This is a genomic window from Sphingobium sp. LB126 (genome assembly GCF_002795205.1).
Lineage (GTDB): Bacteria > Pseudomonadota > Alphaproteobacteria > Sphingomonadales > Sphingomonadaceae > Sphingobium > Sphingobium chungbukense.
The window spans coordinates 413963-434237 of the sequence record NZ_NETV01000001.1; the positions used below are offsets into that span (position 1 = coordinate 413963).

Here is a 20275-nt window from a genome sequence, read left to right on the forward strand (position 1 = left end):
CGAACGATGAAACGAGCCGAACAGCCCCCTGCGCCTCGCTTGCCCCGCGAGGTACGCGTTATCAATGTTGGGCTGCCGCTCTTCGCGGACGCGCTGCGGGATCAGGGCGCTTCGGTCGTGGGTGTCGACTGGCGCGTTCCCGCCGGTGGCGACAGCCGATTGGTGGCTGCGCTCGAGCGGCTGCTCGGTCCCAAGGCGGCCAGGATCGACGCGGCGAACGCGCAGGCGCTCGCCCATCTGCGCGCCAGCCCGATCGTGCGGTCGGTCGAGCGCGCGGGCTCGGTGATCGAGGGTCTTGGCGAGCGGACCCTGTTGCACTGTGGCCCGCCGATCAGTTGGGACGACATGATCGATCCACTGCGCCGGTCGGCGACCGCAGCGATCGTGGCCGAAGGCTGGGCCGACGATATTGCTGCGGCTATGGCGCTCGTACGGGCCGGCGAGATCGAGTTCCAGCCCGCGAACGATCACCGGGCCGTCGTACCGATGGCCACCGTGATCGGCCCCTCCGCGCCGGTCTATGTCGTGGAGAACGCGCACGGCGGCACCACGGCCTTTTCCAGCATCAATCAGGGCGCCGGCGACGCTCCATGGTTCGGGGTCAACAGCGACGCGGCGATTGAGCGGCTGAAGCTGGTGCGCGATGTGGTCGGGCCGGTCCTGGCGGAGGCGTTGAAGCGCCACGGCGGTATCGAGATCCTGGATCTCGCCGCGCAGGGAATCGCCATGGCCGATGACGTGCATATGCGCATCCAGGCCACGACCAACCTGTTGCTGCGCGACCTGCTGCCCGCATTGGTCCGATCGAGCCATCCGCTGGTGGCGGTGGCGGCCGATTTCCTCTCGGGCAATCCCCTGACAACGCTCAACATGGCTATGGCGGCGGCGAAGTCGCTGGTCGATGCGGCCGCCGGGGTCGATGGCGCCAGTCTCGTGACGACCATGGCGCGCAACGGCGCCTCCTTCGGGGTCCGGCTGGGCAATCGTCCCTGGATCGTGACGGAGGCCCCGCCGGTCAGGAGCGCATTGTTCCGGCCAGGATTCGGTCCTGAAAACGCGGCGCCTGACATCGGCGACAGTGCGGTTCTGGAACTCATCGGGCTCGGGGCATCGATTGCCGGCAACACGCCAGCAGCCGCGACCTTCCTCGGCGGCCAGGCGGAGGCGCTCGCACTCACCCAGGCCATGGAGACGATCAGCGCGGGCGAGAGCGATCGGTTCAGGATGCCCTATCTATCGAACAAGGGCTCGCCCCTGGGCCTTGATGTCCGCAGGATGGCCGAATTGTCGATCACCCCGGGGATCAGCACAGGCATCGTTCATGCGACAGATGGCCTGGGCCAGATCGGTGCCGGGATTGCTCGCGCGCCGCTTGCCTGCTTCGTGCAAGCCGCGCTCGAGCTCGACGAGAGGATCGCCTGAGTGGCGTCTCCGGTGCGCGCGATCCATCAAGGAGAAGCGATCACCGAACTATGCGCTGAAGCCGGCCAGAGCGGCCCGTTGCCGGGCAAGATTCTGGGATGCTTCACCGGCGGTTTCTACGTCCGAGTGGAAGACAGCATCTTCGCCGTCGCCGGGCCGAGGGTCTCGCCGGGGCCGATCCACCTGATTCTGGATCACGATCCCCCGGCTGTCGCGGGCGGTACCAAGGTCCAGCTGGAACCGGCTCGCCTGACGTTTCCGGGAGGAAACATCGATCTCACTTCGGCGGAGGCCTATGCGCCGCGCAGGCCATCGGTCACGGAGCTCGCGAACCTGGCCCCGTGGATGGCGTTCTGGGCGTCGCCCGAGCAGCATCCCGATGATCTTGCCTCGATCTGGGGCAGCGTGTGCGCCGCGGTTGCGGAAGGAGATCTCGAGACTGCCGCCGCGGTGCTTGAAGGCCGAGGCACTGGGCTCACGCCATCGGGCGACGACGCGCTGTCGGGGCTCCTGCTATTTTGCAACTGGTCGGGGACACCGCTCACGCGGCTGGTCGCGATCGCCTCACGGGCTCGGACCACGGATTTGAGCTGGAATTTCCTACGCTGGGCCGCGCGTGGACAGAGTATCGAACCAGTCCATATTCTGTTTTCCGGCAGCGGCGACTCCCTCTGCCCGTCCTCGCAAGCGCGCCGCGCCGCGTTTGAACAGACGGCCGATATTGTGCGCGGGATTGGCCACCGGTCCGGGACGGCCCTGCTCGCTGGCCTGGGTCTTGCTGCCGCGGTTTGGAAAGGCCGGAACGGCGCCCCGCTCTGAACGTGGATCGCCGCCCCGGCCGGTACGCCGGGCCGTCAGGCGGGAAGGCTGACCGGGTTGGACGCGTTCATATCGCGCCAGACGCGCTCATATTCCGCGATATGCTGGCGCGCGGTTCGATCCCAACCATAGTCTGCGACCAGCGCGGTCCCCGCTGCGGCCAATCGCCTGCGCGTGTCCGGCTCGTCCATGAGCCGTGCCATCCCCAGCGCGAGCGATGCGCTGTCGCCGGCGCCGGTCAGGATGGCGTTCTTGTCATCGTCGAGGAACTCGCGGAAGACATCGATATCCGACGCCACGACCGGCAATCCGGCGCTGGCTGCTTCCATGACGACGAGCCCCCACCCCTCATTGATCGAGGGGAACACAAAGCCGTCGGCGACCGCGAGCCATTCGACAAGCTCGGATTGAGCGACCGTCCGCAAGAGCACGACATCGCGTTCCAGTTCCAACCCGAGCCCGGGCAAGGAGGCGAGCACCTCCTCGCTATAGGCGGAATAATCCTGGAAGCTATGGCCGCCGATGATGGCCAGGACTGGCGCGATGGCGCGGTCCGCCTTGAGCTGCGAGAGGGCTTCGACTAGGAATCGGCTCCCCTTTCGAGGCTCGATCCCGCCGATCGTCAGATAGAGGAAGCGATCCTCGGCGCCGACCCTGCGACGCAGTTCCTTGCGACGGGAATCTTCGAGGCTGCAGCGGAAATTCTCCGGCCAGACTCCATTCGTGACGATCCCGGCCTCCACGCCATATTCGGCGCGCAGACGGTCCTGCCAGACCTTGCTCACCACCAGGACGTCATCCGGCTCGAGGATCGCCTGGCGCTGGCATTCGATCAGCGCTTCGGTCGTGAAGTCGTCGACATGATGCACGGTTCGCACGAGCCGGAAGGGAGCGCCGGCGTCACGAATCCGGGCGGCCGCGCGCGCCGAGATGCAGTCCTGGCTGTGCACGATGTCGAAGCGGTCGCGCAACGGCTCCAGCCCCTTGATCAGGGTGTCGATCCAACTGAACACGCGGGCCTCGAGCGTATCCTTGACCTCAGGCGGCTGGATATATTCGACCGGCACGCTGACCTCGCGGAAGAGCGATCCCCGCTCCCCCATCGCTACCACCGTGACGTCGATCCCCTGCGCCTGCAGCGCTTCGGCCAACTCCAGCGTGTGGACGACCCCGCCGCGCGGCTTGGTTGAATAAGTGGTGAGGGCCACGCGCGGGCCACGCGAGGGGGGAGAGGCAAGAGACGACATTACGTGTTGGTCCGTTCGCATATCAGGGTCGAGAAGGTCGGATTTCGGTCGCGTTCGCGATCGCAGGTTGGCGAATCGCGATCGCGACCGCGGCATAGGCCGCGCGCGCCGTGGTCGGAGCGAGGATGCAGCCCGCACGCTCGAACTGCTCGCGCTGCCGCCGGAGATCTTGCGGGTCCGCCGGGGCGCCAACCACGCAGACCAGCACGACAGCACCGGCGTCGACGACCTTGGCCGCGGCCGGTGCCAGCACGCTGGCCGGATCAGGATGGGATCCCTCGCCGATCACGAGGTCGAGCAGAACGACGGCGACCGTGGGATCCGAGGCCTGCGCGAGCAACTGCTCGCACCGCGCGGCGGCATCGATCATCGGATGGGGTTTGCCCCGTGTGTGGTCCTCGTCACCAAGGTCGAGAAGGAGGTGCGCGGCCTCCCCGGCCGGTTCGGACGGATGCGGCGCGGTGCGTTCGATCGGCGCGACATACCGTGCCGCGATCGCCGCGGCCTCTTCGCAGAGCGTGCCTCCGCTGAACAAGCCGACCAGGCGGGTTCGCTCCGGCGGCAATTGTGCGGCTGCCGCCGCGACCTGCGCCTCAAGCTTTTGATCCGCCTCCAGCGGCGAATATCCCAGCAATCGTGCCGCCGCGAATGTTCCCTGTTCCAGGGTCGAATAGACCTCCTCTCGACCAAGCACACGGTCGTCGCTCGTACCGAGCAGAACGGCAACGATCGGCTTGGTCGCACGATCAAGCAGATCGGCCGCAACGATGGCGTCAGCCTGCTTCGAGACGAGGATGATAATCCTGACCCCTTCATCCGCCTCGAAGGCTTCCAACGCCATCCGCGCGGATAGTCCGCCGATGTCGGCTGTGAGGTCATGGGCGCCGACGCCGATCGCATGCGCTGTGCCTATCCCGAGGTGATCGAGCAAGCACATGACCGCCTGTGCGCCTGTTCCCGACGCCGCGATGAGGCCGACCGGACCGGACCGGACGCGATTGGCAAATCCGAAGCCGGTCCCGCTGATCCATGATGTGCCGGCACCAGGCCCCATGACGAACCGGCCGAGCGTCCGCGCACGCTGCTTGAGTGCAAGCTCATCGGCCAGTTCGACGGCATCGCTGAACAGCATGACATGAAGCCCTTCGGACAACGCCTTCTGGGCTTCGAGCGTGGCATAGGGTCCGGGTACCGAAATCATGGCGATATTGGCGGCGCGATCTTCGCGCAGTGCCGCCCGCAGATCGACGGGCAGCGCTTCCTGGGCGCCACTCGACTGCGCTCCGGTGGTGAACAAGCTGGCTTCGGCTCGCGCCAATGCATGCTGCGCCGAAGCGGCATCTTCGGCACGAACGGCCAGGACAAGGTCATTGGCCTGGGCGTCGACCTCGGTGTTCGCGAACCCCTCGGCGTGGAGTTGCTGAAGGTTGGCAGGGGTTGCCATGAAGGCGCCTGCCCACTCGACCCCGCCCGCCTCCAGCATCGCGCGCGTCGCGGCCATCTGGCGGACGCTGTCCTTGTAGGCGCCGCGATGCACGGTGAGGAGAAGCGTCATGGCTGGCGTCGTCATGACCGCCTGACCGAGATTTTGCGGGTATTCACGGAAAACAAGCGCCTCGCCTTTCGTCCAACCGGGAATCTCGTCGCGTCGGCGCTTCTCTTCCTGCGCTGCGCGCTCCGAAGACCCGGAGCGTATCTTATAGTGATTTCATTTTTCCTATGCGATATTAGAATGCCGTGTCAAACGCGGTTGCGGTCACGCGTGATGGCCGAACCACCAGGAAATCCAGTTCATGCAAGGTACTTCGCCGACAATGTCCAGTCCGGTTCAAGACGAATGGATGGAATGCGAACGCGAATTGCATGCGACCGCGATGCCCGATGTGGAACGCTATGAAAATGATCTGAGAACGCTGCGCGCGCAGGTCGACGGTTTGAAGGATCTGGAGACGCTCGAACAGTTGGTCGAGGCCTGGAGAGGTCCGGCGGCGGCCGATTCCGATCGACGATCGAGGTTGGCGCGCGGCGCGGCGTTCGCGCTTCGCGCCCGCGAAATCGACGCCCTGGCGCGTGGCAGGTTGATCGAAGAACGCATCGTCCATGCGCGCGCCGCAGGCGAGCAATGGGTCGTGCTCCAACAGACCGGCGACGGCGAGGCCGCTGTCGCGACGCCGTTCAACATCGCTACCATGCACCTCGACAGTGGTCTCGCGACGCTGGCGATGGCGCAATATGGAGCTATGACGAATAGCCTCGTCTATTCCCTGACGGTGATTCGTCTCCACAGCGAGTCTGGCGTGCTGATCGATGCGACGCCCGGGCTCGAGGATTGGATGGAGACAAAGGACCGTGGCGAGCTAGACGCCGCGGTCGCGTTGTGGCGCCAGCGGATCGAGACTGGAAATATTGCGATCCCTGGAGTTGGCGCGGACGGCTGCCGTTAGGCGTCTTCGTCATAGGCTGTTGGCGTTTCAGGTACCGCCTCTTGCTTCACCGCGTTGCATGACGCACGTCTGCAACGTTCACCGATCGTTGGATTGCCTTGGAGAATATATTGGCGACGCGCGCAAAGAAGGAAGGCGGCACAAAGCCGCGAGCCAAAGCTCCTGAAAAGGTGCCGGCGCCCGCGACCAGCGAGGATGTCGACGTCATCGTCAGCAAGGTTGGCGAGAAGATCGCGGCGCTGCGCCGGCAGAAGCGACTCTCGCTCCAGGGCCTCGCCGATGTCAGCGATGTGGCGCCCGCGACGATCCACAAGATCGAGCGCAGCGGGATGGTACCCACGATCACGACGTTGCTGAAGCTCGCGACCGCGCTTGGCGTCACCGTCGGCTATTTCGTCGAAGAGGACGAGAATGCGTCGGCCCCCTTCCAGTTCACGCCGGCCGATCATCGTCAGCCTGTCTACACGCCCCACAAGGGATTGAGCCTTGGCAACATTTCCGGATCCTATCGCCAGTTCGTGACCGCCGCCGCGGTCGCTACCATGGCGCCGGGCGCGTCAAGCGGTGACCGGATCCTGCATCACACCGGCGAGGAACTGATCTTCGTGCTGTCCGGCGAGGTCGTGTTCCGGATGGACGAGGAAGATTATGTCCTGAAAGCCGGTGACTCGCTCCATTTTCAGGGCGGCGTTCCGCATCATTGGGAGAACCGGAGCAAGGAGCCGGCCCAGCTCATCTGGTATGTCTTCCGCAACCGCGAGAATGCCTGAGCTTCAAGGCAATGCCGCCGATCGTTCGCCGAGGTGCGAACGGCCGGCGGCTTGATGCCTTCTACCCGTTGACGAGGGCTTCGACGCGCTGGAGCAACTGCTCTTCGATTTCATCGAAATGCGCGAGCTGCGCGCTCGCTTCTCGTCCCAGTTCGAAGGCGCTCCGCGCAAATCGTGCAGCCATGTCGGCAACGACCGCAGGAGCCGCGCCGCCTTGGGCGGAGCGGCTTGCGACAATCTGGCGGGGGTCTAGCGCCGCGGCGAGTTTGGCGGCGTCAAGCGAGATATCCAGCCCAGCCACTTGCCGGGCGGCCTCTCGGAGCCCCTCGACATCGATATCGACGCCGCGCTTCCCGCTCGCGCTTGCGGCGCGAACTGCCTGGCCAACGATCTTGTAGGCGCTGCGGTAATCGATGCCGCACTCGACCATCACATATTCAGCAAGATCGGTCGCCTGGCTGAAACCCGCCTCGAGGGCTTTCCACAGCCGGTCCTCGTTGACCGTCAGGGTTTCGACGACGCCGCGACTGAGGTTGCTAATCTTGACCGCATAATCGAGTGCGCGGGGCAGCTCACCATAGGCGAAGATCAGATTGTCGCTGCGCGCCGACGGGGTTTTTACGACCGCAAGGAATCCCGAAAGGCGACCGATCAGCATGCCGCTACCCCCGCGGATGATGGTGAGCGCATAGGGGTTGCGCTTTTGCGGCATCAGCACCGACGAACGGGTATAGGGACCGGCCAGGTCCACATAATTGAATTCCTGGCTCGACCAGATCTCAAGATCTTCGGCGAGCTTGGACTGGTTCGACAGCAGGCTGACCCCGGTCGACAGGATGTCGATGAAGGTGTCGACCTGCCACATGGCGTCGCGGGTGTGCTCGATGACAGCCTCGAAGCCCAGCAACGACGCGAGATAACCCCGATCGGCGAGCAGATGGCTGCCATTGACGCAGCCGGCGCCGCCCGGGCTGCGATTGACCGCGTGAAGGGCCGACAGCAACCGCTCGCCGTCGCGAAGCGCCGGCGGGACGAAGCCGAGCAGATAATGTCCGAAGGTCGACGGCTGGGCCTGCTGGAGATAGGTTTGGTCCGCCATGAAGCTTTCCCGATGGCGGTCCGCCACCAGGCAGGCAGCTTCGGCAAAGGCGGCGCCCGACTTCAGCAATTCGGCCGTCAACCGGCGCAGAACGAGGCGAAAGGCGACGCGCGCCGCCTCTCTGCGCGGCCGGCCCGCATGAAGCCAGCCCGCGCAGTCGCCGATCCGTTCGGCAAAGAAGCGCTCGCGGGAATTATAGGCCTCGCCGAAATGCGGATCGTAGGGGAAATTCGCCGGATCCGTGCGATGCGCCTCAAGCAGAACCGACAGGAGCTTGCGTGCGACATCGTCGGAGATGATCGCGCGGTGATGCAAGTCCAGGACATGGGCGAAATCGGCGATGTTCAGACCATGATGCAGGACGCCGGCATCGGCGATTTCCCATCCGAAACCGGCCTCGATCAGCTCGGGCGCCGGCCCAGCGGAAGAAGGGCCTTCAACGCGGGGAGCAACCCGTTCTTCTCCGGCGGCGAGCATGGTCATTTGGTCTCCTGATGATGAGGCGAAGCGTGGTCTGAGGTCGCCAACCGATCGGCGACCGCGAGCGCACCGCCGGTATGCCAATAGAGGATCGGCCGGTCGGTCTGCGGCAGCATATCGCGAAGCCAGCGCAGCGCCTTGCCGTTATAGGTCATGTCGATGAGCAGGCCCGACTGGCGCATCATCTGATCGACGAACGCGGCATCCTCCGCATCATATCGATTGAAGCCCACGCCGCGTCCGTCCACAAGCTGCCAGGCGCAGCGCACATTCCCGAGACGCGAACGCCCCTCTCCGCACGCGCGCGCCTTCGCGTCGATTTCGTCGCGCAACGCTTCGGGCGGACGAGAGACGCTGACGCCGATCAAGTCGAGGTCGAGCGGTCCTTCTTTGCCGTCTCCTTCGAAATCGAACAGGAAACCGGCGAGCAAGCCAGCAATGCTCCCTCCCGATCCCACCGGGATGACAAGCGTAAGGGCCTGGATGCCTGCCTGTCGCAGCTGACGGCGGACTTCACCTGCCGCCTGGGCATATCCGAGCGCGCCGATGACCGTCGCCCCGCCGCGCGGCACGGGATAGGGACGTCGGCCCTGCGCGCGCAGGACATCCGCTATCGCATCTGCCGCGTCCTCCATGGTCGAGCGATCGAGGGATCCTGTATAGCGAACCGTCGCACCTGCCCCCTCGCCGGCAGCAAGCGCCGCCGGCTTCGGGCTTGGTTCGGTGCCGTAGCTGACCTGAACGGTATCCAGGCCGTGCGCCGCGCATGCGGCCGCCATCAGCGCCGCGAAATTCGATGTCGGGCCACCGCAGAGCACGATGATGTCGCAGCCCTGTGCCTTGGCATCGCCGAGCAGATATTCGATCGTGCGGACCTTGTTCCCACCCCAGGAATAACCGGTGAGATCGTCCCGCTTGACCCAGAGCGCGTTGCGCCCCAGCGCCCTCCCGAGATCGGGGCGATGCTGGATCGGGGTCGGCAGGGCCGCGAGCGACAGACGTGGCGGCTCGATCATCGCCAATGTTCCGGTTCGCTCTCGCGGCGCTGCCGGGAGGCAGCGACCACCCGATCGACCATTTCCGGTCCCGCGCCCAGATCTACATCGGCGATTGCCGCGAGTTCCGTGGGCGTAGCCACGCCGTCCAGCGCGTCCGCAAGCGAGAGCCGTTCAGCACGAGCGCGCCGATAGGCTTGTTGCAGCGTATGCTGCGCGGCGTGCTTGCCCAGGCGGATCGCCATAAGGCTGAGCAGATGCTCCGATGGCGACACGAGCGCGAGATTGCGCGCCATGGCCTGCGCATCGACCTCAAGCCCATCGAGCAACGCGCGCGTAAGCGAGCAGGCCGCCAGAACCGAATGGGCGAGCGTGGGAAAGACCGACCATTCGAGCTTCCAGACGCGACCGTCGCGCTCATGCTCATGCACCATGGCATCCGCGAGAAGCGCGCTCTGTGCCCTGGCGAGTTGGGCAAGCGTGACGATCTGCTCACTGTTCTCCGGATTGCGCTTATGCGGCATGGTGATACTGCCGACCGTGCCGGCGGCCGGGCGCTCACCGAGTTCGCCTATTTCGCGGCGTTGGAGGCCGTAGACCTCGTTTGCGATCCGCGCGAGCGTGTTGGCCGCCATCGCTGACACGTTCGCGAACTCGACGAAGCGGTCCCTGGCCGACAGCCACGAAATGGAAGGCTCGGCGAGCGCTACATGCCGGCAAAAGGCCGCGCGCAACGCCAGCCCCTCGGGTTGGAAGAAGCCGATCGTCCCGACCGCACCCGCGAACTGACCTGTCAGCCATCGGTCGCGGCCGTCCCGCAGCCGTGACAGGTCCCGACCGATCTGGTCGGCCCAGCTTGCGATCTTGAAGCCGAGTGGAATGGGCGAGCCGAGCTGGCCGTGGGTGCGGCCAGCCATCGGGGTGTTCTGGTGTGTCACGGCGAGGTCGAGAAGCCTGTCCTCGATGGCCCGAAGGTCTCGCCAGAGCAACAGCCCAGTCTCGGCGAGCTCAAGCACTTGCGACGTGTCGGTGATGTCCTGAACGGTGGCGCCGTAATAGACGAACGGCGCCGCGGACGCTGGCAGCAGCTCCTGCAGGACCTGGATCATCCCCAGGGTCGAGTGGCCTGTCGCGCGCGTGGCCTCGGCGATGCGGTCGATCGGGAGGCCACAATCCTGCAGCGCGGATATATCACGCGCGGCAGCGGCCGGAATCAGGCCCAGTTCGGCTTGTGCCTGGGCCAAGGCGATGATGACGCCGAGCCAGCGGCGTACCCTGGCCGGTTCGTCAAAGATGGCGTGGCTTTCCGACGTCGACCAGAGATGGCCGAAAATCTGGGAGTCGATCAGGTGCGCGTCCACGGCACGTCCACCTTGGAGAGGATCTGGACGAGCGCCTTGCGCACCTCATCCAGGGACGAACCCCAAGGGACATAGGTCGCGAGGTCTCTGGCCTCGACGCCCTCCTGAATGAGGCAGCAACGGGTGATGGTTCGCACCGGATCGAGATGCTTGCCGAGGAACTTGGTCGGGCAGATATCGACCACCGGCGCGTTCTCGCCGTAGAACCAGCGATGGATCTGCTGGGAACGGTCGCAGCCGAGCAGTATCCAGTCCACCTTGCGCGGACGCTCGTCGAGATAGACGACCTTCGTCTCTGCGAAGTCGAGCCCCGAACCCCGGCAGGGCACCAGTACATCGGCGGGCAACGGGTTGACGTGCGCCGCGAGTTCCTCGCGGCTGTCGACCAGCACCGGCACCGGCACGATCGGCGGCAGGTCCTCGGCAACCGCCAGAACCCGTTCGACCTGGTCCAGCAGCTTCGAGGGAAAGGGGGGCACGATGTCGAAAACATTGAGCAGCAGGGGCGCGGCATTGAGGATGAAGCTCACATGGCCGTACTCGCCCTCCACGATCACGCACGGCACGTCCGGGTTCTTGACCGCCACAAGCGCCAGCTGGGAGGGAATGGCCGTGTCGATCTCGGGTTCGTAGAAATATTTGCAGCTGGCCGCGGGGGCGACGACCCTGACCGCTTCGATCACCGAGAACAGTGCCTTGCTCTCGGGTCGGTCCACTTCGATCAACGCGCACTCCTCGCCGAGCCTGGCGACGATGAAGCGTGTTCGCATATAGGCCTCGAGCCCGAGGAAATGCTGTTCGAGCCATGCAGGATCGAGACTCTCGACATCGCTGCTGATCGCCACCTGCCGGTAGCGTGTCGGCATGATGTTCTGGGCTGAGGGATCAAGCGTGAACAAGGCGAGCCCCTACCCCGTCAGCGTCGGTCAGCAATTGGAGCGTGTCGGCGCGCAGCCCAAGCCGGAGGGTCTCAAGACTGATCACATCGCCTAGAAGGATGTTCCCAAGATTGACCTCGGGGCCGAACTCCCGGATCAGAAAGGCCTGCTGCGCGCGCTGCGGCGCCTCGAAGATCAGCTTGTTGGCGAACCTGCTGCGCGTGATCGCGTGGAGGATGTCGTTCCGGATCTTGCCATATTCATCATAGAGCCCGACCGTCCCGCTCTCGCGGCCCTCGATCACGATCCATCGCGCCCCGGCCTGGGCATCCGTCTCGAGCTGGCTGACCCATTCGGCGGAGCTCAGCCGCTTGGTCGGATCCTTGCTCCCGATCTCGGAGAGAACCTCGAAGCCCAGGGCATTCGCGCGCTCTATGAGCGCGAGCTTGTCGTGGAAGGGAATATCGGTCGCCCCATCGGACACCTCGACACAGTCGAAGCCCCGCTCAGCCGCGAACTCGAAAAAGCCGTCAACACGCCCGCGCAGCCACGCGATTTCGAGCAACGTGCCCCCGGTACAGGTCTTGATGCCAGCGGCCTTCAGCAGCGCGATCTTCGCTGGCACCGCCGGATCGACATAGGAGGTGCCAAAGCCGAATTTCCAGATGTCGATATAGCGCGCGGCTGACGTCAGGATTGCCCGGATATCGGCCGTGGTGCTGCCTTTATCGAGGATATGGGTGATACCGGTCGTGCGCGGTTGCGTCGATCTTGCCGGGAGGTCGAGGAAGGTGGGAAGCTGGTCGGCGGACATGAGCGCCGCTCTCCTTACACGATATTTGATACTATAGTGAATGAGATAATTCTCATACGACATATCGTCAATGGCGGGACTCGGTGCCGCCCACCAAAACTCCGTCTCGCGGCAGCGCGCCGATTAGCTGCCGCTCCCATCAAGCCATTGCTGTTTCCGCGGATTCCCAAGTCCGACGCGCGCCAAGGCGCACGCATTCGTCAGACGAACATCACTATAGGAAAAATACGATGACTGTCATCGGAGCGATTGTACGCGCCGGAATCCCACACGCTTGCCGCCGGAGCGATACCCGTGGCCACGACTTGCGCCGCTTTGACTGGGCTCAAGCCGTGATCAGTTGCGGCGCGATTATCAGGTCGAGATCGGATTTCAGCGTATTGGTGATATAGCAGACGCGCTCGGCCTGCCGGATAAGACCATCGAGCGCGGCAGGGTCGCACGCGACCCGCGCATCGATCCGCACGGCACGGAAACGAGGTCCATCATAGACGCCGGTGGCCGTCACTTTGATCGCGTCCACCGTGATCGACCGATTGCGGGCACTAAAGGCCAGTGCCAGCGTGAAGCAGGAAGCAATCGAGGACAGGAATAATTCTGTCGGCTGAGGCCCCAGGTCCGTGCCGCCGACGCTTTCAGGCTCGTCGACCAACAGGGTGAAACGTCCGGCCTGGACTTCGCACGACAGGCCGCCTCGCCATTCGCTGACAACCGACCGCTCATGGTTCGCGGACATATTCTCTCCTGTTTCTGATTTTCAGTGGGACACAGAGCACTCGGCTCATGCCTGCTCATCGGCTCCGCGCGTCATAAGAAGGACGTCACCGTGGCCGGCATCGCCTCCAGCGCATGCGCAGCGCATTCGAGGGCTCGTTCCACTGTGGCCCGAGGTGCCGGCCCGCCCAGACAGATGCGCACCGCTTCCGGCGGGGTGCCGGAGACGGTGAAGGCATCGCTCGGGACTATCCCTACCCCCGTCGAGCGCATGTGGCCGACAAAGGCCGAGCGAGTCCAGCCGGCGGGAAGCGACAGCCAGATGTTGAAGCTGTCCGGATCGCCTTCGAGGCGCTGGTCGGCAAGGATCCTATGCGCGAGCTTCTGCCGCTCCTCGGTCTCAACGCGGACGGCGCGCAAGATGGCGTCGGCGGTTCCGTCCTCGATCCATTGCGTCGCGAGTGCCAGGGTGATGGGCGAGGCAATGACAGCAGCGGAGCGCACGGCCGAGGCGAACCCCCAGGCCGATCGCTTTTCGGGAACCACGACATAGGCGGTACGCAGGCCCGCCCCAATGCATTTCGCGAGCGAGGCGACATACCAGGTGAGGTCGGGTGCGAGCGAGGCGATGGTTGGCGGCGTCCCCTGCGCGATGAAGCCATAGGCATCATCTTCGATGATTGCGACGTCGAAACGCCGCGCTATCTCGACGATCTGCCGCCGGCGCTCGAACGAGATCGTAAGGTTGGTCGGGTTCTGCAGCGTCGGATTCAGATAAAGCGCCTTTGGCGCGAGGCGCTCGCAGGCCTCGGCGAATGCCTCGGGATCGATGCCTTCATGGTCCATGGGAAGACCATGGAGATCGACCCCCACCAGCGCGGCAACCGCCCTGATGCCCGGATAGGTCAGGTTCTCGCTGAGCAGGACGTCACCAGGTTTGGTCAGCGCGCTCAATATCCCCAGCAAGGCGGCATGCGCGCCAGGGGTGACGTAAATCCGCTCGATCGCTGGCGCGAGATCGCGGCGCGCCAGCCAATGAAGCGCCGCCTCCTTGTCGCGCGCGCCGCCGCCGAACGACTGGTATCGTAGCATCGGTAGAATATCGCGACCGACCGCGTCCCAGCCTGCGCGCATCCGCTCGATCAGCTCAGGCGTGTGAGGCTCCGGCGGCAGGTTCATCGAAAGATCGGTATCGTCGGCATGCGTGCGCGTTGGCGCGACCACATCGGCGCGCGTGGCGGTGCGCTGAGTCGGCAGGACGAAAGTCCCTTGCCCTTGCCTTGCCTCGACCAGGCCACGCTTCTGCGCCTCGCCATAGCCCCGGGCTACCGTGGTGAAGTCGATTCCAAGGCGCTCCGCGAGCAAGCGCTGTGCCGGCAAGCGATCGCCGGCGACCAGTCGCCCCGCCTGCATGTCGAATGCGATGCGATCAGCGAGAGCGAGATAGCGCGGCTTGGCTGAGGTGGAAAGATCGGGCGTCCAGTCGTGCATGTGCTCAGTATTTCGAAACCTAAGATGGATTGACCGTACAATGTTGCACGCGTGGAGGCCAGCCCGATGACTGCCCTCAATGCCAGATTATTGCCTGCTCCGTGAAGGGATTGTGCAGCGCGGAATGATAAGAAACGCAGGGAGTTGTGTTGACGCCTTTCCGCAAGGGGTTTACGCCCATTGATTGGAGAATGAACGGACGTAAAGACGGCGTTATGAGTCGACGACACAGCCTCTATGATGCGTTGATTGACTGCATCATATCCAATCAATTTCCAGTCGCCGGATCGCGGGCTGGTCGCGCCGGCCCCTGCCAAAAGAGCGAAATTGTCCCCGAAACATGAGAGGAAAGTCATGTCTGAAAAACGTGTGATCCGCGCCGCAGCGGTACAGATTGCCCCCGATCTCGAGACGCCGTTGGGCACGCTCGACCGAGTCCTCGCAGCGATCTCGGATGCCGCTGACAAGGGCGTCCAGTTCATCGTCTTCCCCGAGACCTTCGTCCCCTATTATCCCTATTTCTCGTTCGTCCGCCCTCCGATGACCAGCGGCGGCGATCATATGCGCTTCTACGAGAATGCGGTCGTGGTGCCCGGTCCGGTTACCGAGGCCGTCAGCCAGGCGGCTCGGCGTCACAAGATGGTGATTGTGCTCGGCGTCAACGAGCTGGACTATGGCACGATCTACAATGCTCAGCTGATCTTCAACACCGACGGCGAACTCCTGCTGAAGCGCCGCAAGCTCACCGCGACCTTCCATGAGCGGATGATCTGGGGCGGTGGCGACGGTGCCGGTCTCAAGGTCGTCGACACCACGGTCGGCCGCGTCGGCGCGCTCGCCTGCTGGGAGCACTACAACCCGCTGGCCCGCTATGCGCTGATGGCGCAGCACGAAGAAATCCACGCCGGGCAGTTCCCGGGCTCGCTGGTGGGCGACATCTTCGGCGATCAGACCGAAGTCACCATCCGGCATCATGCGCTCGAGAGCGGCTGCTTCGTCGTCAATTCGACGGGCTGGCTGACCGAGGAGCAGATTGCGTCGATCACGACGGACGAAGGGCTGCAGCGCGGCCTGCGCGGCGGCTGCATGACCGCGATCGTCTCGCCGGAGGGCAAGCATCTCGTCGAGCCGATGCGGTCGGGCGAAGGCCTGCTGATCGCCGATCTGGACATGAGCCTCATCACCAAGCGCAAGCGGATGATGGACTCGGTCGGCCACTATGCCCGTCCGGAGCTTCTCTCGCTCCTCATCAACGACCAGCCGGCCGTCCCGATGCGCCGGGCAGATTCCATCCGCACTGTCCCCCATACGACCCACACGGAGGCAAGCGAAGACCGGGAGGCGATCGAGAATGTCGACTGAGGCCTTGATCAACGAGCTGCAATCTTTCGGGATTCGGCTCGTCGATCCCAAGAGCTCGGGGGTTAGCCGGCGCGGTGGCGCCGGCCCTTCCGACCATATGCCGGTGACGATCGACGGCACCACCGTCATGGTGCCGGTCCACAATGCGCCAGCGTTCGAGAGCCCTTATCAGGCAGCGAGCCCCGATGCGGCGGGCTTGAGCCGATTGAGCCGGGACGGCGTGGAACTCGCTGCGATTTCCTTCCCCACGAAGCCGAAATTCTACGAGCTTTCGACAGCGGATGGGATTCCCTATTCGCATATCGCGACCCTGCACGGCCGCGACGTCCTGGCCACGACGATCCTGCAGACCTGCATCCGCTATCAGAGCCGGACCAAAGCCTGTCAGTTCTGCGCGATCGGCCAATCGCTCGCGGCGGGCCGCACCATCGAACGCAAGACGCCCGCGCAGTTGGCGGAGGTCGCCAAGGCTGCCGTCGAACTGGACGGCGTGCGCCACATGGTCATGACCACGGGCACGCCGCCCGGGTCCGATCGCGGCGCCGCGATCCTCGCGGAAAGCGCAGCGGGCGTGAAAACGGCGGTCGACATTCCGATCCAGGCACAGTGCGAGCCGCCGGATGACGACCTCTGGTTCACACGTCTGAAGGACGCTGGAGTCGACTCGCTGGGCATGCATCTCGAGGTGGTGACGCCGGAAGTTCGCAAGCGCATCATGCCCGGCAAGGCTCAGGTGTCGCTCGAACGCTATTTCGACGCCTTCGAGGCGGCGATCGAGGTGTTCGGAAAAGGGCAGGTTTCGACCTTCATCCTGGCGGGTCTCGGCGATAGCCGTGAGGAATTGCTCTCTGTCTGCGAGCGGCTCGTCGCGATTGGCGTCTACCCCTTCGTGGTGCCCTTCGTTCCGATCGCGGGAACCCCGCTCGAGAGCCATCCGTCGCCGAAGCCGACTTTCATGCACAGCGTTCTCCAGCCGCTCGGAGCGATGCTGCGCGAAGCCGGAATGCAGTCGAGCGACATCAAGGCCGGCTGTGGCCGATGCGGCGCATGCTCGGCCCTCTCGACCTATGAGCGGCGCGCATCATGAATGCCGTGGCCGAACAGGCTGCGCTGGCACCGTCCCTGCGCATAAAATGGGCGACCGCGGAGTGGGAGCGTTCCGCGGCGTTCGCGCTGCGGCGTGAGATCTTTTGCGAGGAGCAAGGTGTCTTCGAGGCGGATGACCGCGACGACATCGACAGGTTCGCCATCGCGCTGGTCGCGGTCATGCAGGACGGGGACGGAGCATGCCGGGTCGTCGGCACGGTGCGGATTCATGAGGATCCGGGCGCGCCCAAGACCTGGTGGGGATCGCGTCTGGCCGTCGATCAGGCCTATCGCGGTCGCGCTGGCGGCCGGATTGGATCAGACCTGATCCGCTTGGCCGTCTCCTCGGCGCATGCCCATGGATGCACGCGCTTCCTGGCCAATGTGCAGAGCCAGAACGCCCTTCTCTTTCAACGGCTGCATTGGCGCTCGCTGGAGGAGTTCGACCTGTTCGGCAGACCACACCACCGGATGGAAGCCGATCTGGAATATTACCCCCCCTTCGACACGCCTCAGGTGGGTTTCCTGTCGCGTGGGCGTGGATGAGCGGCGTGGGTATCGATCTGGCCTCGCTCGCCCGATCGCTGCGTGAGAGCCGCAGCTTCGCCGCAAAGGCCGATATCGCCGACGTGGTGAAGGCCTTGGGCATCGACCAAAGCGCGATCGTGGTCGGTGACGATTGCGCCGCCATCCCTGACGGGGACGGCTATTTGCTGTTCGCCATCGAAGGCTTCATCAACGAGTTCGTCGCCAGCGATCCCTGGTTCGCGGGCTGGTGCGGCGTGATGGTCAACGTTTCGGACATCGCCGCGATGGGCGGTCGGCCTTTGGCGACGGTGAACGCCCTTTGGTCGGACGGACACGACGGCGCCGTGCCGATGCTCGAAGGCCTGCGAGATGCGTCACGCGCCTTCGAGGTGCCCATGGTTGGCGGGCACAGCAATCTACGGACGCAAAACAGCCAGCTTGCACTCGCGATCCTGGGACGCGCCAAGAAACTGCTGACCAGTTTCGATGCGGCGCCAGGCGATCATCTTGTAGCTGTCATCGACCTGCGCGGCCGGTATCGCGATCCTTATCCGAACTGGGATGCGGCCACCTCCGCTCCACCCATGCGTCTGCGCGGCGACCTTGAGCTGTTGCCTGAGATCGCCGAAGCGGGGCTTGCAAGAGCGGGTAAGGACATCAGCCAGGGTGGCATCATCGGCACCGCGACGATGCTCGCGGAATGCTCAGGCGTCGGCGCGATCATCGACATCGATGCGATACCAATTCCGCCGGATATCGCTATCGAGCGCTGGCTCCAGACATTCCCGAGCTTCGGCTATCTGCTCGCGGTTGGTACGGCCGAACTGGACGACGTCCTGGCACGGTTTCATGCGAGGGACATCGCGGCGGCGGCGATCGGCACGATCACCGGGGATCAGCGCGTCCGGATTGAAAGCGAGGGACGACGGGAAACCGTCTGGGATTTGTCGGATCGACCACTGATCGGATGCGCGCCAGCGATGGCTGCAATCCACGGTGAGGTTCACGCATGAGCGGCGTGGCTCTGACCGCCGCCAAGGCGCATCATGATACCTTGCGTGAGCCGTGCCCGGCGTGCGGGCAGAAGTGGTTGCTGAGCGCCTTTGGTCGGCTGCAGGATCGCTGCGAGCATTGCGGCTATGATCCGGTGGCGACGCCCGCCACGTCGCCCGCGCCTGTCGCGGATGCGTCAGCGCGTGTCTCGCCATGGTTGCGCAACCGAAGCGAGACGATCCTCATGGGTATGCCCCAGCTGAGCTTGCATGGTCTTTCGGAGACCTGGCTGCTGAAACAGCTCGGGCATCAACATTGGATGATGCTCGCGAGCCTTGCCGGCCAGAAGGTACCGAACTTCATCGATGAACGCGGGAGCCCGGTCTATGCGGCCTTCTCCTCGATTTCGATTCAGGACGGGGACTTCGCTTCTGTCCGCGAGAATGATGAGCTGGTGGTGCGGTCGCGGCTGCGGCGGGTGACGCAGACGCAGATGCTGAGCCGCCACCGCCTGGTGGTGGGCGGGCGCTACATCGGACAGGTGGAGATGGTATCCGTCTTCGTGCGCCGCGGTCAGGATGGTGGCAATCGCAGCGTTTCACGCTTCGTCGTGCCTGGTCTGCCGAAACCGGAGCCGTTCCGAAGCCGCGAAGATCTCCCGGGCCGGGCGGCCGCTGTGCGGGCCGGGCGCGCGAGCGAACATATGGGTTTCGCGCTGCACCAGGCGGTGACGGGACCGGTTGTCACCATCGACCCCTGTCCTGCCCAGGACTTCAATGGCGCGGGCTTCCTCTATTTCAGCAGCTTCGTCTCGTTCGTGGATCGTGCTGAGTGGCAGTTCGACCGCGATCTCGCTCGAACGGCAACGACGTTACGACGGGACATCTTCTTCGCGGGCAATCTAGATCCGGGCGAAACGCTGTCGGTTGGCTTGGTCGACCGGAAGGATTGGCAAACGCCCAATGAGCCCCCGTCTGGAACCCGGATGCTATCGCATCACTGTCGGCTCGTGCGAACCGGCGACAATGAGCCGATCGCAGAGGTTTTCACGGTCCGGCACATCCACTAATTCTTGGAGGAGCCCAACCGAGGGGGTCTTCCACGATGAGTTTTCAGGACGATCCATTTGAGGCATCCGGACCGGGCAAGGTCGAGATAGCGATTGTCTCGGCCTTGGTCCTTTGGGGGTTCGTTTCGGCGATCTGGTCCTTGTTCGGATTGATATTCTGACAGTGATGAAAGTGCGCGGCCGGTACTGGACGCGCACCACCGTCATGGCTGGCCAGAATTGCGGACGTGGTCGGCCATGGCGTCGTTGCCCTGATCTCGAGCAACCGAGGATGCCGTCCTTCCGGAGGTATCGGCAAGATCTCGGCGAGCGCCGGCCGCGATCAGCATGTCGACCTGCGCTTTGCGATCGAACATTGACGCCATCATGAGCGCTGTCTGGCCCTGCCTGTTGCGCGCGTTGACGTCGCAGCCGGCCTGCAGCAGGCGCGCTGCGATCTGGTCTTCGCCCTTGAACGCGACTCCCATTTGCGCGGTATTGCCTTGGCTTACATCGGGTTTGCACGCGTTCGCCTTGTGATCGAGCAGCGCGTTGACCGTATCGAGATGTCCGTCATAGGCAGCCAGGATCAGCGGCGTGAAACCGCGTTCATCGTAGGCATCGATGTCCGCGCCGGCCGCGAGCAGCGGTGCGACCATATCGGTACGCCCCATCGCGGCAGCGTCGAACAGCATCTGCTGCACATGGGTCTTGGTCATCGGAG

At 64.4% G+C, this 20275-nt stretch carries 19 protein-coding genes; 9 read left to right on the forward strand and 10 right to left on the reverse strand.

Annotated features, from left to right (window positions below; all coding sequences use genetic code 11):
* The first annotated feature begins 6 nt into the window (after window positions 1-6).
* Window positions 7-1422: a DUF1116 domain-containing protein gene (locus CAF53_RS01935; protein ID WP_100237132.1), complete on the forward strand. Its 1416-nt coding sequence runs from the start codon at window positions 7-9 to the stop codon at window positions 1420-1422.
* Entirely contained in the window at window positions 1423-2241 is an 819-nt protein-coding gene (locus tag CAF53_RS01940) for a DUF2877 domain-containing protein (RefSeq protein WP_100237133.1), read from the forward strand.
* 35 nt (window positions 2242-2276) lie between these two features.
* Here CAF53_RS01940 and CAF53_RS01945 read toward each other — a convergent pair whose 3' ends face one another.
* On the reverse strand, window positions 2277-3449 hold the full coding sequence (locus CAF53_RS01945; RefSeq protein ID WP_157801174.1) for an MSMEG_0565 family glycosyltransferase: 1173 nt from the start codon (window positions 3447-3449) through the stop codon (window positions 2277-2279).
* A gap of 61 nt (window positions 3450-3510) precedes the next feature.
* Window positions 3511-5058, reverse strand: a complete 1548-nt coding sequence (locus tag CAF53_RS01950; RefSeq protein ID WP_197707333.1) for a hypothetical protein — start codon at window positions 5056-5058, stop codon at window positions 3511-3513.
* A 223-nt stretch (window positions 5059-5281) separates the two neighbouring features.
* On the opposite strand from CAF53_RS01950, the gene CAF53_RS01955 reads away from it, so the two are divergent.
* Window positions 5282-5932, forward strand: coding sequence for a hypothetical protein (locus tag CAF53_RS01955; protein WP_197707334.1), 651 nt, complete (start codon window positions 5282-5284; stop codon window positions 5930-5932).
* 110 nt (window positions 5933-6042) lie between these two features.
* Window positions 6043-6702, forward strand: a complete 660-nt coding sequence (locus CAF53_RS01960) for a cupin domain-containing protein (protein WP_157801175.1) — start codon at window positions 6043-6045, stop codon at window positions 6700-6702.
* A gap of 61 nt (window positions 6703-6763) precedes the next feature.
* On the opposite strand, the gene CAF53_RS01965 is transcribed toward CAF53_RS01960, so the two are convergent.
* From CAF53_RS01965 to CAF53_RS01995, 7 genes are all read right to left on the reverse strand, one after another.
* Window positions 6764-8284, reverse strand: coding sequence for a lyase family protein (locus tag CAF53_RS01965; RefSeq protein WP_197707335.1), 1521 nt, complete (start codon window positions 8282-8284; stop codon window positions 6764-6766).
* Complete coding sequence (locus tag CAF53_RS01970) at window positions 8281-9297, reverse strand: pyridoxal-phosphate dependent enzyme (RefSeq protein WP_100237137.1); 1017 nt, start codon at window positions 9295-9297, stop codon at window positions 8281-8283. Before CAF53_RS01970 ends, CAF53_RS01965 begins: the two co-directional genes overlap by 4 nt.
* A complete protein-coding gene (locus tag CAF53_RS01975) occupies window positions 9294-10637 on the reverse strand; it encodes an adenylosuccinate lyase family protein (RefSeq protein WP_100237138.1) in 1344 nt (447 codons plus the stop codon). The genes CAF53_RS01970 and CAF53_RS01975 overlap by 4 nt, the downstream gene beginning before the upstream one ends.
* Entirely contained in the window at window positions 10622-11536 is a 915-nt protein-coding gene (locus CAF53_RS01980; protein ID WP_157801176.1) for a hypothetical protein, read from the reverse strand. Before CAF53_RS01980 ends, CAF53_RS01975 begins: the two co-directional genes overlap by 16 nt.
* On the reverse strand, window positions 11523-12329 hold the full coding sequence (locus CAF53_RS01985; RefSeq protein ID WP_100237140.1) for a phosphosulfolactate synthase: 807 nt from the start codon (window positions 12327-12329) through the stop codon (window positions 11523-11525). Before CAF53_RS01985 ends, CAF53_RS01980 begins: the two co-directional genes overlap by 14 nt.
* Before the next feature lie 325 nt (window positions 12330-12654).
* The gene (locus tag CAF53_RS01990) at window positions 12655-13065 is read right to left on the reverse strand and encodes an OsmC family protein (RefSeq protein WP_100237141.1); all 411 of its coding nucleotides are present in this window, start codon (window positions 13063-13065) and stop codon (window positions 12655-12657) included.
* A gap of 71 nt (window positions 13066-13136) precedes the next feature.
* Window positions 13137-14534, reverse strand: coding sequence for a PLP-dependent aminotransferase family protein (locus tag CAF53_RS01995; RefSeq protein WP_100237142.1), 1398 nt, complete (start codon window positions 14532-14534; stop codon window positions 13137-13139).
* A 354-nt stretch (window positions 14535-14888) separates the two neighbouring features.
* Between CAF53_RS01995 and CAF53_RS02000 the strand changes: the two genes are divergently transcribed.
* Genes CAF53_RS02000 through CAF53_RS02020 form a run of 5 tightly spaced genes read left to right on the forward strand, consistent with a single transcriptional unit; the run spans window position 14889 to window position 19572 of the window.
* Window positions 14889-15896, forward strand: coding sequence for a Nit6803 family nitrilase (locus tag CAF53_RS02000; protein ID WP_100237143.1), 1008 nt, complete (start codon window positions 14889-14891; stop codon window positions 15894-15896).
* Complete coding sequence (locus tag CAF53_RS02005) at window positions 15886-16983, forward strand: MSMEG_0568 family radical SAM protein (RefSeq protein ID WP_100237144.1); 1098 nt, start codon at window positions 15886-15888, stop codon at window positions 16981-16983. Before CAF53_RS02000 ends, CAF53_RS02005 begins: the two co-directional genes overlap by 11 nt.
* Window positions 16980-17528, forward strand: a complete 549-nt coding sequence (locus tag CAF53_RS02010; protein ID WP_100237145.1) for an MSMEG_0567/Sll0786 family nitrogen starvation N-acetyltransferase — start codon at window positions 16980-16982, stop codon at window positions 17526-17528. Before CAF53_RS02005 ends, CAF53_RS02010 begins: the two co-directional genes overlap by 4 nt.
* Window positions 17529-17533: 5 nt before the next feature.
* Entirely contained in the window at window positions 17534-18523 is a 990-nt protein-coding gene (locus tag CAF53_RS02015; protein ID WP_242443361.1) for a sll0787 family AIR synthase-like protein, read from the forward strand.
* Between the two features lie 5 nt (window positions 18524-18528).
* Window positions 18529-19572: a Pnap_2097 family protein gene (locus tag CAF53_RS02020; RefSeq protein WP_197707336.1), complete on the forward strand. Its 1044-nt coding sequence runs from the start codon at window positions 18529-18531 to the stop codon at window positions 19570-19572.
* A gap of 203 nt (window positions 19573-19775) precedes the next feature.
* On the opposite strand, the gene CAF53_RS02025 is transcribed toward CAF53_RS02020, so the two are convergent.
* The gene (locus tag CAF53_RS02025; RefSeq protein WP_242443362.1) at window positions 19776-20270 is read right to left on the reverse strand and encodes an ankyrin repeat domain-containing protein; all 495 of its coding nucleotides are present in this window, start codon (window positions 20268-20270) and stop codon (window positions 19776-19778) included.
* Window positions 20271-20275 lie beyond the last annotated feature (5 nt).